We start from the raw sequence: 16,295 nt of genomic DNA, 5'->3' as shown, positions 1-16,295 counted from the left end.
AGCCGGCCTAGGTTGAGGCTGAAGAAGAAGGGACGATGCACTTCAGCCGCCGGGACCAGATTTACCCGACGCTGCTATCTCTAGGCGCTTGCGTCTGAATGCGTTCCGAACCGGCCGTTCATGCGGGGTTCACGGGCCGTTCAAGGCGATTCCGAAAAGGTCTTGAACTCCGTAAATCCCATCACCATCTCCTTGCTGCGGGTGCCAAGAAGGGCCCGCGCAACCGTCCCGGGGCCGCCAAACATGGGGTTTCAGGGACATTTTATCGCAACACGTCGCTTCCACAGGAGGACATCATGCGTCACGTAGACTTCTCTCCCCTTTATCGTTCGACGGTCGGTTTCGACCGGCTGTTCACCATGCTCGACAGCCTTGCCCAGCCGGAGCAGGCGCAGACCTATCCGCCCTATAATATCGAGCGCACCGGTGAAAACACCTATCGCATCACCATGGCGGTCGCTGGTTTCGACGAGACCGAACTTTCGATCGAGGCCCATGCCCATGTGCTGTCCGTAAAGGGTGAAAAGAACGAGGAAACCGCCGAAGGCGGCGAATTCCTCTATCGCGGCATTGCCAAGCGCGCCTTCGAGCGCCGCTTCCAGCTCGCCGACCATGTCGAGGTGACCGCCGCTTCGCTGAAGAACGGCCTGCTGCACATCGACCTTCTGCGCAATATTCCTGAGGCCATGAAGCCCCGCAAGATCGCGATTGCCGCAGAGCCGGTCGAGGCTCCGAAGGCCATCGAGGCGCAGGTCGTCAACAGCTGATCGTTCTCCCGTGCGGATAAATGGACGGCGCTCCGCTTGGGGCGCCGTTTTTTATTGCGCTCGCAGTACTGCTGTTCAGGCGGGGCTGGCGGCATCCTTGATCTGCTGTTCGGTTGCGCGGCGGGCCGCGGCGGCGTATTTCTGGGCGATGACGGCGCAGACCATCAGCTGGATCTGGTGGAAGAGCATCAGCGGAAGCACGATCGCGCCGATCGACTGGCCGGCAAAAATGACATTTGCCATCGGCACGCCGCTTGCGAGACTTTTCTTGGAACCGCAGAAGGTGATGGTGATCTCGTCGGCCTTGCCGAAGCCGAGCCGGCGGCTGCCGAACATCGTCAGCACCAGCACTATCCCCAGAAGGACGATGTCGGCGACGATGACGACGGCGATATCGGCGATCGAGAAGGTATGCCAGAGGCCTTCGACGACCGCCGTCGAGAAGGCGAGATAGACGACCATCAGGATCGAGCCGCGATCGACGGGCATCAGAATCTTCCTCCTGGCGCGAATCCAGTCGCCGATCCAGGGCTGCAGGACCTGGCCGACGATGAAGGGGGCAAGCAGTTGCAGCAGGATCTGCTGAAGCGCGTCGAGGGAGAAGCCGCCATGGCCGCCGACGGAAAAGAGCAGGCCGACGAGCAGCGGCGTCAGAAACATGCCGAAAATATTCGAGGCGGAGGCCGAGCAGATGGCGGCAGGCACGTTGCCGCCGGCCATCGAGGTGAAGGCGATGGATGACTGCACCGTCGACGGCAGCACGCAGAGGAAGAGGATGCCGAGATAGAGCGGCTGCGGCAGGATCGCGTCCGGAATGAAGCCGAGCGCCAGGCCAAGCAGCGGGAAGATGCCGAAGGTCGTCAGCAGGATGACAAGATGCAGGCGCCAGTGCAGCAGGCCCGAGATGACGACATCACGCGAGAGGCGGGCGCCATGCAGGAAGAACAGGGCGGCGATGGCGAGATCGGTGGCGATGCCGAAATAAGTCGCGAAGGTGCCGCTTGCCGGAAACAGCGAGGCAAGGATGACGGTGCAGACAAGCAGGCTGGTGAAGCTATCGGGCAGAAAGCGGCGCATGGCGGTCTCGCGGCAAACAAGATTGGTCGTTGTTCTGTCCTCCATTATGATCCACGATGCAAGAAATAACAGTTATCAAGAAACCGGATGTCATGCTGGACCTTTCGCAATTGCGCAGTTTCGTCGCTGTAGAACAGATGGGCAGTTTCACACTCGCCGCAGAAAGGCTGGGTCTCGGGCAATCGACGGTCAGTCAGCATATTCAGCGGCTGGAGGCGACGCTCGGTCGCAAGCTTCTGGCGCGCGACACGCACAAGGTCATGCTGACCGGCGATGGCGAAGCGCTGCTGACGCATGCGCGCGCCATGCTTTCGATCGAGGGGCAGGTGCAGTCGCTGTTTAAGAGCAACAGTCTGCGCGGCAGCCTGCGGCTCGGCGTCTCGGAGGATTTCGTCACCAGCCAGCTGCCGGCGGCGCTGGAGGATTTCGTTCGGTCGCATCCGTCCGTCGACCTGGAACTGACCGTGGCGCTCTCCGGCGTCCTCTACGAGATGCAGGACAATGGCGACATCGATCTGGTGCTTGGCAAGCGCCGGCTCGGTGACGCACGCGGGAAGCTCGTCTATCGCGAGCCGCTCGTCTGGCTGGCGCGCGATCCTGAGCGGCTGCTGGCCACCGGGCCACTGCCGCTGATTGCTTTCCCGCCACCGAGCGTGACACGGGCGATCGCCCTGGAAGCGCTCGGGCGCAACGGCGTGCCGTGGCGGATCGTCTGCACTTGCGGCAGTCTCAGCGGGCTGACGGCGGCGGCGCGGGCCGGGATGGGCGTGCTGGTGCAGCCGCGCAGCATGGCGCCCTCGGGGCTGAAAGAGATCGCTGCTGGAAGACTGCCGGCTCTGGAGGACGTGGAATTCGTCCTCGTGCCGCGCAAGGGCGCCGATCAGGCGCTGGTCGCCGCACTTTCGGACGATATTCTGCAAAAGGTGAGGGGGCTGAGGTCGGCGTGAGCCATCGTCGGCACCGCGAGCCTGCCCGGCAGATGGGTTCGGCCGATCAAGCGGCCAGGCACTTCAGGAAACCATCCACATCGGCTTGCGTGGTCGCAAAGCTGGTGACGAGGCGGATCAGGGTTTCGCCTTCGGAGACGAGTTCGGGCGTTGCCGCGGGCGCCGGCCACGCGTAAAATTTGGCGCCCTTTTCCTCGGCGGTTTTTGCCGCGCTCTTGCTGATGACGGCAAAGACTTCGTTTGACGCGGTCGGCCAAGCGAGCCGCGCGGCATTGCTGGCGCCGATGCCGGCGCGCAGCCGATCGGCCATGCCGTTGGAATGGCGGGCGAGATCGAGCCAGAGGCCGTTTTCGAAATAGGCATCGAACTGGGCGGCGATGAAACGCGATTTGGAAAAGAGCTGGGCGGCGCGCTTGCGGATGAAGGGCATTTCGCGCGCCCGTTCCGGATCGAAGAAGACGATCGCCTCGGCGCACCAGCAGCCGTTCTTGGTGCCGCCAAAGGAGAGCATGTCGACGCCGCGCTTCCAGGTCATTTCGGCCGGGGTAGCGCCGAGCGCAATCAACGCATTGGCGAAGCGGGCGCCGTCCATGTGGAGCGGCAGGTTGCGCTTTCTTGATAGGGCGGCGATCTCGCCGATCTCCGGCAGGGAATAGACGGTGCCGATCTCGGTCGCCTGGGTGATGGTGACGGCGCTGGCACGGCCGTGACGGAGGGCGTCCTCGGGAAAGTTGGCGATTTTTGCGGAGAGTTTGGCCGGATCGATCTTGCCGGCTTCGCCGTCGACGGCAACGAGGCGGGCGGAGCCGGAGAAGAATTCCGGCGCGCCGCATTCATCCTCGATCACATGCGCCTCTGAATGGCAGAAAGTGATGCCGCCGGGGCGCTGGACGCTTGCCAGCGACAGGGAATTGGCGGCAGTGCCGGTGGCGACGAAGAAGACGGAAACCTCACGTTCGAAGATCTCGCAGAAGCGGGCCTCGACTTGTTTGTCGAGATCGCCGGCGCCATAGGCAGGGGCAAAACCAGCCGATTCCGCCAGCAGGCGTTGGGCAATGGATCTGTGGGCGCCGGCCCAATTGTCGGATGCAAAGAACATAGCGAAGACCGTGGGAGTGAAACGGGTTGGGAGGGTCGCAGCGGACATTACGGCAATCCTTCACGGGATCAAGACCATTGCCGATAATCCATCACGAAAATTGAACGGCGCAATCAATAAATAAAATGTCTCGACTTAACGCAATTTTATTTCGTGATTGCGACCGATCTGGTAATCTTCCGTCGCAAAATGACGATTTTTGACCCGGCGCTCTTGCGAAGCCAAATGCTTTCTGGCATAGAACAGATGAATTAGGACAGTGTTGCTGTCCTATTTTGGCCTTTGCGGCCGAAGAGGCGCCGAAAGCCCTGGAACAGGCGGGCTTTCACGCTATAGTTCTTCCGAGCGCCAAGCCCCAGGACGGGTGGCGCGCGGAGGCGAATGGCAGGCGCGGAACGCGACGGTTTGCTTTCCCTAGAAGCAGATGTCTGCGGCGATCTTCACAATGCAACAGCGCTGTCATGCGCCGAACCTATCTTCGGGTTGCGGTGCGGGACGAAAAGCCGCCCGCGGCCCGCGGGTTTCGACAGGAGGAAAGACGATGACGAAGACGCCATCCATGGAATTTGACCGGTTTGCCGCTGCTGAGATGCGCGCGACGGCCAATATGTCCAAATCCGCCTCCGGCCTGCCGAAGAAACAGGGCCTCTACGATCCCCGCAACGAGCATGATGCCTGCGGCGTCGGCTTTGTCGCGCATATGAAGGGTGAGAAGTCGCACCAGATCGTCAAGGACGGCTTGTTCATTCTTGAGAACCTGACGCACCGCGGCGCCGTCGGCGCCGATCCTCTGATGGGCGACGGCGCCGGCATTCTGGTGCAGATTCCCGACCGCTTCTTCCGTGAGGAGATGGCCGGGCAGGGGATCACCCTGCCGCCGGCCGGCGAATATGGCGTCGGCCATATCTTCATGCCGCGCGATGAAAAGCAGATCGAGCACTTCAAGAAGGTGATCAAGGACGTCATTGAAGAGGAAGGCCAGATCCTGATCGGCTTTCGCGACGTGCCGGTTGATAATTCCTCTCTCTCCAAGGCGCCGGCGATTGCCGCCACTGAGCCGCATCACGTGCAGGTCTTCATTGGCGCCGGCGAGGATGCCAAGAACAATGACGAATTCGAGCGCCGGCTGTTCACGCTGCGCAAGGTGATCTCCAACCGCATCTATGACGAGTTCGACGGCGAGGAGAGCAATTTCTATCCGGTCTCGCTGTCGTCGGCGACCGTGGTCTACAAGGGCATGTTCCTGGCCTATCAGGTCGGCGCCTATTATAAGGACCTGTCGGACCCGCGTTTCGAAAGCGCGGTCGCCCTGGTGCACCAGCGCTTCTCGACCAACACCTTCCCGTCGTGGAAGCTTGCCCACCCCTATCGCATGGTCGCCCATAACGGCGAGATCAACACGCTGCGCGGCAACGTCAACTGGATGGCGGCGCGCCAGGCCTCGGTCTCCTCGCCGCTGTTCGGCGAGGACATCTCCAAGCTCTGGCCGATTTCCTATGAGGGACAGTCGGACACCGCCTGCTTCGACAACGCGCTCGAATTCCTGGTGCGCGGCGGTTATTCGATGGCGCATGCGGTGATGATGCTGATCCCGGAAGCCTGGGCCGGCAACCAGTCGATGGCGGCCGAACGCAAGGCCTTCTACGAATATCATGCGGCGCTGATGGAGCCCTGGGACGGGCCGGCTGCCGTTGCCTTCACCGACGGCAGGCAGATCGGCGCGACGCTAGACCGCAACGGCCTGCGGCCGGCGCGTTACCTCGTCACCGACGACGACCGCGTCATCATGGCGTCCGAAGCCGGCGTGCTGCCGGTGCCGGAGGAGAAGATCATCCAGAAGTGGCGCCTGCAGCCTGGCAAGATGCTGCTGATCGATATGGAAGAAGGCCGGATCATCTCCGACGACGAGGTGAAGTCGCAGCTGGCGACGGCGCATCCCTATCGCAGCTGGCTCAACCGCACTCAGCTCATCCTCGAAGACCTGAAGCCGGTGGAGCCGCGGGCGCTGCGCCGCGACGTGTCGCTGCTCGACCGCCAGCAGGCCTTCGGCTACACGCTCGAGGATACACGCATCCTGATGTCGCCGATGGCGACGACGGGGCAGGAGGCGATCGGCTCGATGGGCACGGATACGCCGATCTCGGCGATGTCGGAAAAGCCGAAGCTGCTCTACACCTATTTCAAGCAGAACTTCGCGCAGGTGACGAACCCGCCGATCGACCCGATCCGCGAAGAGCTCGTCATGAGCCTCGTCTCCTTCATCGGCCCGCGCCCGAACATTCTCGACCACGAAGGCATGGCGAACGCCAAGCGCCTCGAAGTGCGTCAGCCGATCCTGACCAATGGCGATCTCGAAAAGATCCGCTCGATCGGCCATACGGAAGACCGGTTCGACACCAAGACGCTCGATTTCACCTATGACATCGAGCGCGGCGCCGCCGGCATGCCCGACATGCTCGACCGGCTTTGCGAGCGCGCGGAAGCGGCCGTCAAGGGCGGCTACAACATCATTGTGCTCTCCGACCGTCAGATCGGTCCTGATCGAATCGCGATCCCGGCGCTGCTGGCGACGGCCGCCGTGCACCATCACCTGATCCGCAAGGGGCTTCGCACCTCCGTCGGTCTTGTCGTCGAGACCGGGGAGCCGCGCGAAGTGCATCATTTCTGCCTGCTCGCCGGCTACGGCGCCGAGGCGATCAATCCTTATCTCGCTTTCGACACGCTGCTCGACATGCATGCCAAGGGTGAGTTCCCCAAGGAAGTGGATGCCTCGGAAATCGTCTACCGCTACATCAAGGCGGTCGGCAAAGGCATCCTCAAGGTCATGTCGAAGATGGGCATCTCGACCTATCAGTCCTATTGCGGCGCGCAGATCTTCGATGCGATCGGTCTGTCGTCGGAACTGGTCGACAAGTATTTCTTCGGAACCGCAACGATGATCGAAGGCATCGGCCTCGAAGCAATCGCCGAAGAGACCGTCGCCCGCCACAACGCCGCCTTCGGCAAGGATCCGCTGCTTGCGACGACGCTCGATATCGGCGGCGAATATGCCTACCGCATGCGCGGCGAGAGCCATGCCTGGACGCCGGATGCGGTCGCCGCCCTTCAGCATGCCGTGCGCGGCAATGCCGAGGACCGCTACCGCGAATTCTCCGAGATGGTGAACAATTCGGCGCTGCGCATGAACACGATCCGCGGGCTCTTCAACATCAAGAGCGCCGAGGCGCTCGGCCGCAAGCCGGTGTCGATCGACGAGGTCGAGCCGGCGGCCGATATCGTCAAGCGGTTCTCGACAGGAGCGATGTCCTTCGGCTCGATCTCCCGCGAGGCGCATACGACGCTGGCGATCGCCATGAACCGGATCGGCGGCAAGTCGAACACCGGCGAGGGCGGCGAAGAATCCGACCGCTACATGCCGCTCTCCGACGGTTCGATGAACCCTGAACGTTCGGCGATCAAACAGATCGCTTCCGGCCGTTTCGGCGTCACGACCGAATATCTGGTCAATGCCGATGTGCTGCAGATCAAGGTGGCGCAGGGCGCCAAGCCCGGCGAAGGCGGCCAGCTGCCCGGTCACAAGGTCGATGCGACGGTCGCCAAGACCCGTCACTCGACGCCGGGTGTCGGCCTGATCTCGCCCCCGCCGCACCACGACATCTATTCGATCGAGGATCTGGCGCAGCTGATCTACGATCTGAAGAACGTCAACCCGACCTCTGACGTCTCGGTCAAGCTCGTCTCCGAAGTCGGCGTCGGCACGGTTGCCGCCGGCGTCGCCAAGGCGCGCGCCGACCATATCACGGTCGCCGGCTTCGACGGCGGCACGGGTGCGTCGCCGCTGACCTCGCTCAAGCATGCCGGCAGCCCCTGGGAAATCGGCCTTGCCGAAACCCAGCAGACGCTGGTGCTGAACGGGCTGCGTTCGCGTGTTGCGCTGCAGGTGGACGGTGGTCTGAAGACCGGCCGCGACGTCATCATCGGGGCGCTGCTCGGCGCCGACGAATTCGGCTTCGCCACCGCGCCGCTGATCGCGGCCGGCTGCATCATGATGCGCAAGTGCCATCTCAACACCTGTCCGGTCGGCGTGGCGACACAGGATCCGGTGCTGCGCAAGCGATTCAAGGGCACGCCGGAGCACGTCATCAACTACTTCTTCTTCGTCGCCAACGAAGTGCGCGAAATCCTCGCCTCGCTCGGCTTTACCCGGCTCGACGACATCATCGGCGCTTCGGAGCTTCTGGAGAAGGACGAGATGCTGGCGCATTGGAAGGCCAAGGGTCTCGACTTCAGCCGCATCTTCCACAAGGTAGATGCGGCCAAGGAGGAGACCTTCTGGACGAGCCGGCAGCAGCACCCGATCGATGACATTCTCGACCGCGTGCTGATCGAGCAGGCACAGCCGGCGCTGACCGACAAGACGCCCGTCGCCTTCGAGGTCGGCATCAAGAACGTCGACCGTTCGGCCGGCGCGATGCTGTCCGGCGAGGTCGCCAAGCGCTTCCGCCATCGCGGGCTGAAGGAAGACACGATCAACGTGACGCTTCGCGGCACGGCAGGCCAGAGCTTCGGCGCCTTCCTGGCGCGCGGCGTCACGTTCAACCTGATCGGCGACGGCAACGACTATGTCGGCAAGGGGCTTTCGGGCGGCAAGATCATCATCCGGCCGCCGGAGAATTCCAGGATCATCGCCGAAAACTCCATCATCGTCGGCAACACCGTGCTTTACGGCGCGACCGAGGGCGAATGCTATTTCCGCGGGGTGGCCGGCGAACGTTTCGCCGTCCGCAACTCGGGTGCGATCGCCATCGTCGAGGGTGTCGGCGATCATGGCTGCGAATACATGACCGGCGGTGTCGTCGTCGTGCTCGGCGCCACGGGCCGCAATTTCGCGGCCGGCATGTCCGGCGGTGTCGCCTATGTGCTCGACGAAACCGGCGATTTCGCCAGCCGCTGCAACATGGCGATGGTCGAGCTCGAGCCGGTGCCGGAGGAGGACGACATGCTGGAGAAGCTGCATCATCACGGCGGCGATCTCATGCACAAGGGACGCGTCGACGTCTCGGGCGACATGACGCGTCACGACGAGGAGCGCCTCTACCAGCTGATCTCCAACCATCTGCACTATACGGGCTCGGCCCGCGCCAAGCAGATCCTCGACAACTGGGCCGACTACCGTCCAAAGTTCCGCAAGGTCATGCCGGTCGAATACCGCCGTGCGCTCGAGGAAATGGAACGCAGCCGGATGGGCATCGCCGCGGAGTGATTTGCACTGGGATATTCGCCACGTGCTGATTGCGGGTGGCGGATATCGGAAACGTCTCGATGATCCGTGACGATCATGACGGCGAAAGGCCGTCCAGATCGCCCGGATGTTTCAGGGGATATGTTCCAATGACGGTCAAGAGAAGCAACCCGCCCGGAATGCCGGGACTGACGACAGACAATTGGCCGCGGATGAGGCGGTCATGAGGGTAAGGGACGAAGAGATGGGTAAGGTAACAGGGTTTCTGGAAATCGACCGGCAGGTGGCGAAGTACCAGCCGGCGTCGGATCGTATCCGCCATTTCCGCGAATTCACGATCCCGATGTCGGATCCGGAAGTGCAGAAACAGGCCGCGCGCTGCATGGACTGTGGCATCCCCTATTGCCACGGCCCCACCGGCTGCCCGGTGCACAACCAGATTCCTGACTGGAACGACCTCGTCTACAACAACAACTGGGAAGCGGCGATCCAGAACCTGCATTCGACCAACAACTTCCCGGAGTTCACCGGCCGCGTCTGCCCGGCGCCCTGCGAGGAAGCCTGCACTTTGAATCTCGAAGATGCGCCTGTTGCCATCAAGACGGTCGAACAGGCGATCGCCGACAAGGCCTATGAGCTCGGCTTCATCCGGCCGCAGCCGGCGACAGTTCATACCGGAAAGAAGGTCGCCGTTATCGGCTCCGGCCCCGCCGGCATGGCGGCTGCCCAGCAGCTCGGCCGCGCCGGCCACGAGGTGCATGTCTATGAGCGCGAGACCAAGCCGGGCGGCCTGCTGCGTTACGGTATTCCCGATTTCAAGATGGAGAAGAACTTCATCGACCGCCGCGTCGAGCAGATGAAGGGCGAGGGCGTCACCTTCCATTGCGGCGTCAATGTCGGCGTCGACGTCAAGGTCGAGCAACTGCTGGCCGATCATGACGCTGTGCTTTATTGCGGCGGCTCCGAGACCCCGCGCGAGGCGGGCATTCCGGGCATTGACCTTGCTGGCGTCCATGATGCCATGCCCTATCTGGTGCAGCAGAACCGCCGTGTCGGGCGCGAGAACATCGACAGCGTCGGCTGGCCGTCGGATCCGATCCTTGCCGGCGCCAAACATGTCGTCGTCGTCGGTGGTGGCGATACGGCGTCGGACTGTGTCGGCACGGCGTTCCGCCAGGGCGCCGTCAAGGTCACTCAGCTCGACATCCGGCCGCAGCCGCCGGAGAAGGAAGACAAGCTCGCCGTCTGGCCTTTCTGGGCGACGAAGATGCGCACCTCCTCTTCGCAGGCCGAGGGCGCCGTGCGTGAGTTCCAGGTGGCCACGCTCGAATTCATCGGCGAAGATGGTGTGCTGACAGGCGTCAAATGCTGTGAGGTCGATGAGCGCCGGCGGCCGGTTGCGGGCACGGAATTTGTCATCCGAGCCGATCTCGCCTTCATCGCCATCGGTTTCCGCGGCCCGTTCACGACAAGCGTGCTGAAGGAGCTCGAGGGCAAGCTGACGCTCAATACCGATAAGCGCGGTTCGACCAACGTCGTCGCCAACGACCGGGACTACAAAACCTCGATCGACAAGTTCTGGACGGCGGGCGACGTGCGCCGCGGCCAGTCGCTGGTGGTCTGGGCGATCCGCGAAGGCCGCCAGGCTGCCCGCGCCATCGACGAGGCCTTGATGGGCTCGAGCGTGCTGCCGAACTGACTGTCGGCTCACGCGGGCTCAGGACGAGACGAACTCCGCCTGTGAACTGACCCCCGAAGGTTGTTGTCCAACTTTCGGGGGGCAGTTTACAGGTGGATTTTTTTGATGTGGTCCGAAACCGCCGACACGTTTCGGCATCATGCTCGCGCGGCCTTTCTCATTTCACCGAGACTTCGGCCGGCGTCTTGGCCGCCGGCATGCGATAATCGTCGACGCGTCCGATTGGGGCCGGCGTCATCTCGCCCTGCTCGACAAGCAGATCGCGCGGCGATTTCGTCAGCGTCACAGGCGGCGGCCTTGCGCCGAGAAGCTCGGTGCCGCCGTCGAGATTGGGATCGGAGAGACTGATCGGCACGGTGTGTTCAACCGGATTGGTGGGAAGGCCGAGGCCGGGCAGGGCACTTTCGTCCAGCCGCACCAGATCCGGGCTTGCCTGGGTGCCGAGAATGCGGCGGGCCGGTTTTTCCACATAGAAGGCAAGTTTGCGGCGGCCGGCCTGCGTGAGATTGATGCCGTCGGAGGTGCGCAGGCGCACCTGCTGGCCGTTCACATCCGAACCGGTGACGATGAAGTTGCTGTTCTCGTCGACGAAGCCATCCCAGATATCGACGAATTCGCCGCCGATGCTTTCCACCTGGTTGCGATAGAGCTGGTTCATCTGGACGGCGTCAGCCGTCATCTGATCGGATTCGAAGGCGGGAAGTCCGACCCAAAGCAGCGGGATCTTGCGGTCGGTGACTTCTTTACCGAAGGAAAGAACGCGGCGACGGTATTCGGCAAACCAGCCGTCGGTGCGGAATTTTTCCTTGGCGGTGTCGGTCACCATCTGCTGGCGGTCGTTGGCGCCGATCATGACGACGACCATGGCCGGCTTCAACTCGTCGATCATCTTCGGCAGCTGTTCCGGCCAGTCATAATAATCGTCGCGGACAAGGCCTGAGGAGACGTTGCCGCGGGCTTCGACGACGACGCCGGGCGAAGTCTCGAAGGCGGCGGTGAGGCCGTCGCCGAGGCCGCTGGCGAGGAAATCGCCGACGATCAGGACCTTCTTGGCGTCGCCAAGCTTCTGCACGACCGGCTCTTCCGGCACCGGCGGCCGCACCGGCGGCGCGGTGCGGGTATTTATCACCGCCTTCTGCGCCGGTGGGCGCTTGCGCTGCTGGCGTCGCGGCTGCTGGGCATCAGGGGCCTGCGGACCGTCATCGAGATAGCGCCGGCCAAGGAAGAAATCGAGGATCGACCGGCGCTCGTAGCGCTGCTCCTGCGCCTCGGCGACATGCACTGGTGCAAGCGCGCCGACGCATAGCGAAGCCGCTGTCAAGGCGAGCACCAGCCAACGGATTCGGGGTCGATCAAATTTCTTCATCATGGGCAGTTCCGCATCTGCCGGCATCTTGCACGCAGGAAAGGTCAGCGTCCACTCCCGCCATTCATGTAGGTCACGGTTCTGCCGCTTCCAATCAGGGCTTACGTTTCGGCATGGTGCTAGCGGCGAAGTGCGTTCAGAAGCGGCAGCGAGGGCTCGCCGTCCGGCTGCATGCCGATGCGCTCCTGCACCGCCGATATCGCCGCTTTCGAACCGGAGCCGAAGTTGCCATCGACCTCGCCATTGTAATAGCCGAGGGTCTTGAGGCGGGTCTGCAGCTCGAATTTCTCGGTGATATCAAGGGCGCCGTCCGGGCGCGGCCAGCGCTGCTGCATGCCGCCGTATCCGGCAATCTGATCGGCCAGCAGGCCGACGGCAAGCGCGTAGCTGTCCGAGGCGTTGTAGTTCTTGATGGTGAAAAAGTTGGCGGTCATCAGGAAGCCCGGGCCGTTCGGTCCGGCCGGCATCTTCAGCACGGCCTTGGTGCCGCCCTCGCGGAAGGCCTTGCCGCTCGGGCGTTTCAGGCCGAGTTCCGCCCATTGGGCGATCGTATGGGTCTTGCCGGCCTGCTTGGCGGCGGCCGCGGGAACGACGACCTCGTAGCCCCAGGTCTTGCCGGTATCCCAGCCGTTCTTCATCAGGAGATTGGCCGAGGTCGCCAGCGCATCCGGCACCGAATTCCAGATGTCGCGATGGCCGTTGCCGTCGGCGTCGACGGCGTAAAGCAGGTAGCTTGTCGGGATGAACTGCGTGTGGCCCATGGCGCCCGCCCAGGAACCGGTCATCTCGCGTGCCGGCACGTCGCCGTTCTGCAAGATCTTCAGCGCGGCAACCAGCTGCTTCTTGGCGAATTTGGCGCGACTCGGATCGGCATAGGCAAGCGTCGCCAGCGCGCGCGGCACGTAGTGCAGCCGGTCGTCCTTGTCGAGGATCGCTCCGTAATTGGATTCCATCGACCATATGGCGAGCAGAATGGCCTTGTCGACGCCGAAGCGCTGCTCGATCGCGTTGAGCGTGCGGGCATGCTTGGCGGCCATCTCGCGGCCAATCTTGACCGTGTAGGGATTGACGCGCGAATCGATGTAATCCCAGATCTTCGAGGTGAATTCCGGCTGATAGGCGGCTTTTTCGAGCACCGTCGGGTCGGGCTCGCTCACCCCTGAAAAGGCCTTTTGGTAGGTTGCCTTACTGATGCCACTCTGTGCGGCTGTTTGGTAAAAATCCGCGATCCATTTCTGGAACCGGGAATCGGCTTTCGCGCTGTCGGGGACCAGGCCTACCTGGGCGGCGACAACGAGGGCGAGAGCAAGACCACGAAGGGAGTTTTTGTGATTCTGGATCATCGACAGTCGTATCCGTCATCTTCAGTTTTCGGTGCAGCAGAGGCGTCATGTCCGCCCAGACCCGAGACTACAGGAACGGAGTCAACAAATTCTTTACCATGGCGGTGCGCTGCGGTCACCATTGCAAAACAGTAGCAATTCTATACTAGGTAGAGCCAAAAGGCTCTTTTTCCAAAGCGATATGGCGAAGCAGGAGGCCGGGTGTGGCTCAGCATAACAAAGTTCGTAAAGCAGTATTTCCGGTTGCCGGGTTGGGGACGCGATTCCTGCCGGCGACAAAGGCTGTCCCGAAGGAAATGTTGACCGTCGTCGACAAGCCAATCATTCAATATGTCGTCGATGAGGCGATCGAAGCCGGGATCGAACATCTGGTTTTCGTCACCGGGCGTAACAAGCACGTTATCGAAGATTATTTCGACATCCATTTCGAGCTTGAGCAGACGCTCAAGGAGCGCGCCAAGAAGGCGGAAATTACTCTCCTGCAGCAGCAATTGCCGAAGGCCGGCACGGTGAGCTTCACCCGCCAACAGGAGCCGCTCGGCCTCGGTCATGCGGTCTGGTGCGCCCGCGAAATCGTCGGCGACGAACCTTTCGCACTGCTGCTTCCCGACATGATCATGAAGGGCGACAAGGGCTGCATGAAGGGGATGATCGACCTTTACGGCCAGAGCGGCGGCAATATCATCGCCGTCGAGGAATGCGCACCCGACCAGGCACATAAATACGGCATCGTCGGCGTCGGCGAAGCGATCGGCGAGGGCTTCCGAATCACCGGCATGGTGGAAAAGCCCGCCAAGGGAACGGCGCCTTCCAACTTCTTCATCAACGGCCGCTACATCCTGCAGCCGGAGATTTTCCGGATACTCGAAACCCAGGAGCGTGGCGCCGGCAACGAGATCCAGCTGACCGACGGCATGCTGAAGCTGCTGAAGGAACAGGATTTCGCCGGGTACCACTTCCGCGGCACGACCTACGACTGCGGCGCCAAGGATGGCTTCATCCTGGCAAATGTCGCCTACGCCCTCGAACGCGCCGATATCCGCCCGACCGTCGAAGGCGGCTTCAAGGAATTGCTGGCCGGCCTGAGGTAAGGTTCCGCCGAGATCATTCAGTGACAGAGCGCCGCGCATCCGGACCGGATGTGCGGCGCCTAGCGTTTCAGCTTGAGCCCGACGCCGGCTCGCCATTGCTGGGAGTCGTCGCCCTCCTTGCGCGTCGTCAGTTCGTAGCCGAGCGTGCTGGTCAGATCGAGATAGCGGTTGATGTTCCAGGTGAGGCCGGTCGCCGCGGTATAGACGAGCTCGTCGTTGATGGTGCTGTCGGTGGGATAATCGCGCCAAACCACGCCGCCGATCATCGTGCCGACCAGATTGTCGCGCAGCTGATGCGTGACCGTCGTCGTCAGTGCGTGCGAGACGTAACCGCTCTCGCCAGCCGTGGTCGTCGGCTGGATGCTCGTCTGCAGGTCGAGATTGACGTCGGTACCGCGGATCGGCGACCAGAGCAGGCTCGCATCGAGCGTGGCCGTGTCGATCGACGCGAGCCTGCTATCTTCGAAATCCGCCCTCTCGTAACCGACGCCGACCTCGCCCTTCAGCTTTTCGCCGAGATCGACCTCGACGCCGGCTTTGGCGCCGTAGCTATGGCCCGAACGCTCGTAGCCGGCGGAATCGCGCGTCTCGTCATAAAGCGTCCGGTCGATCGTCGCCTCGATGAATGGGATGAGTGCGGGCGACAGCTCGTAGCCGACGCGGCCGCGCAACGTGCCGGTCGTCTGATTGCGGTCGCTGAGCGCGACGGTCGCGCCGCTGGCCAGAGTGGCGTCGGAATAGATCGAGCGGGTGAGCGCCAGCGCCGTCGTGCCGCGCAGGATGCCGAAATCGCGTTGGACGGAGGCCCCGGCCGAAAACTCCTGCACATCGGATTGCTGCGTTGCATTGGCGATCGCGTCGGGATCGTCCGTATCTTCGCGGTAGAAATTATACCCGGCGGTGAGGTGCGCGACCGTGTCCCGGGGAAGATCCAGCCTGAGATCACCGTTGATCTTGAAGGAAGGCTGCTCCTCGCCTTCGCCGCTGATATTCCTCTGCCAGGCGCCTTCCGAGGTGACGCTCAGCTGGTGGCGGCCCCAGTCGGAGGTCAGCGTCGCGGTCGCATCGGTTTCGAGGAAGGCGCGCCGCTGCCTGGTGTTGCCGTCCTTGGTGGTCTCGGTGTTGATGCTCTGGGTGACGCTTGGGCGGAGCACGAAGATGCCGAGCGGAATGCCCGGCGTTTCCGCCGTCGACGCACTTTCGGCAGCCCGGCGGCGCGGCGTTTCGTCGACCGGCGCTTCGCGGGTGTTCAGCCGGCGGATGTCCTCATCGAGGATGGAGCCGGTGATCTCGTCGCCGGATTGCGCATCCGGTATGGCGGGCCTTTGCTGGGCTCCATCCGCGTTCGCGGTCGTGCCGTTCGCCACGGGAATGGCGCCGTCGTCGCTCTCCTCAGCGGCGGATGCGGCGCTGTAGGTGGTGCGATTGTCCTCAGAGGCCGCGGAGCGGCTGCTTGCCGGCTGTTGTGAGGCGGATTGTGCAAAGGCTACCTGGCTAAGCAGCAGACTGCCGAATGCAGCAAAAGAGACGGCACGGCTCATGGCGCGGAGCGGCGTCACACTGCTCGTCTGATCTGGCTGGCCCATGCAATTCGCGCCTGACATGCTTTCGGTTCTTACCCAAAGGTAAAGCCTCGTGGTTAATCATTCGTTGCCGTCGGCGGG

General features: G+C 62.7%; 10 protein-coding genes. 5 read left to right on the top strand and 5 right to left on the bottom strand.

Annotation, left to right across the window (positions count from 1 at the left end; genetic code table 11):
* The first annotated feature begins 296 nt into the window (after positions 1–296).
* Positions 297–767 carry an Hsp20 family protein gene (locus K6M89_RS10480; protein WP_064683240.1) on the top strand — a complete coding sequence of 157 codons (471 nt, stop codon included), beginning with the start codon at positions 297–299 and terminating at the stop codon, positions 765–767.
* A 75-nt stretch (positions 768–842) separates the two neighbouring features.
* On the opposite strand, the gene K6M89_RS10475 is transcribed toward K6M89_RS10480, so the two are convergent.
* Entirely contained in the window at positions 843–1,844 is a 1,002-nt protein-coding gene (locus tag K6M89_RS10475) for a bile acid:sodium symporter family protein (protein WP_222139383.1), read from the bottom strand.
* 92 nt (positions 1,845–1,936) lie between these two features.
* On the opposite strand from K6M89_RS10475, the gene K6M89_RS10470 reads away from it, so the two are divergent.
* Positions 1,937–2,791, top strand: coding sequence for a LysR family transcriptional regulator (locus tag K6M89_RS10470; RefSeq protein ID WP_222139382.1), 855 nt, complete (start codon positions 1,937–1,939; stop codon positions 2,789–2,791).
* Positions 2,792–2,837: 46 nt separating this feature from the next.
* On the opposite strand, the gene K6M89_RS10465 is transcribed toward K6M89_RS10470, so the two are convergent.
* Positions 2,838–3,890 carry a threonine aldolase family protein gene (locus K6M89_RS10465; protein WP_222139481.1) on the bottom strand — a complete coding sequence of 351 codons (1,053 nt, stop codon included), beginning with the start codon at positions 3,888–3,890 and terminating at the stop codon, positions 2,838–2,840.
* Between the two features lie 541 nt (positions 3,891–4,431).
* Between K6M89_RS10465 and gltB the strand changes: the two genes are divergently transcribed.
* Together gltB and K6M89_RS10455 are read left to right on the top strand one after the other, a co-directional pair.
* Positions 4,432–9,153: a glutamate synthase large subunit gene (gene gltB, locus K6M89_RS10460; protein ID WP_222139381.1), complete on the top strand. Its 4,722-nt coding sequence runs from the start codon at positions 4,432–4,434 to the stop codon at positions 9,151–9,153.
* Positions 9,154–9,376: 223 nt separating this feature from the next.
* The gene (locus tag K6M89_RS10455) at positions 9,377–10,831 is read left to right on the top strand and encodes a glutamate synthase subunit beta (RefSeq protein WP_097580374.1); all 1,455 of its coding nucleotides are present in this window, start codon (positions 9,377–9,379) and stop codon (positions 10,829–10,831) included.
* Positions 10,832–10,988: 157 nt separating this feature from the next.
* On the opposite strand, the gene K6M89_RS10450 is transcribed toward K6M89_RS10455, so the two are convergent.
* Entirely contained in the window at positions 10,989–12,224 is a 1,236-nt protein-coding gene (locus K6M89_RS10450; RefSeq protein WP_097580373.1) for an SGNH/GDSL hydrolase family protein, read from the bottom strand.
* Positions 12,225–12,316: 92 nt separating this feature from the next.
* Complete coding sequence (locus K6M89_RS10445; RefSeq protein ID WP_222139380.1) at positions 12,317–13,540, bottom strand: lytic murein transglycosylase; 1,224 nt, start codon at positions 13,538–13,540, stop codon at positions 12,317–12,319.
* 203 nt (positions 13,541–13,743) lie between these two features.
* Between K6M89_RS10445 and galU the strand changes: the two genes are divergently transcribed.
* Complete coding sequence (gene galU / locus K6M89_RS10440; protein ID WP_097604079.1) at positions 13,744–14,631, top strand: UTP--glucose-1-phosphate uridylyltransferase GalU; 888 nt, start codon at positions 13,744–13,746, stop codon at positions 14,629–14,631.
* 59 nt (positions 14,632–14,690) lie between these two features.
* Here galU and K6M89_RS10435 read toward each other — a convergent pair whose 3' ends face one another.
* Positions 14,691–16,217 (bottom strand): outer membrane beta-barrel protein, encoded by a 1,527-nt coding sequence (locus tag K6M89_RS10435; protein ID WP_222139379.1) that lies wholly within the window; start codon positions 16,215–16,217, stop codon positions 14,691–14,693.
* Between the last annotated feature and the right edge of the window lie 78 nt (positions 16,218–16,295).

Origin of the sequence: Rhizobium croatiense, assembly GCF_019793465.1 — a bacterium.
In the GTDB taxonomy this organism is placed as follows: Bacteria; Pseudomonadota; Alphaproteobacteria; order Rhizobiales; family Rhizobiaceae; genus Rhizobium; species Rhizobium croatiense.
Note: the sequence above shows the minus strand (reverse complement) of the source record. Positions and strands in the feature narration are given on the sequence as shown.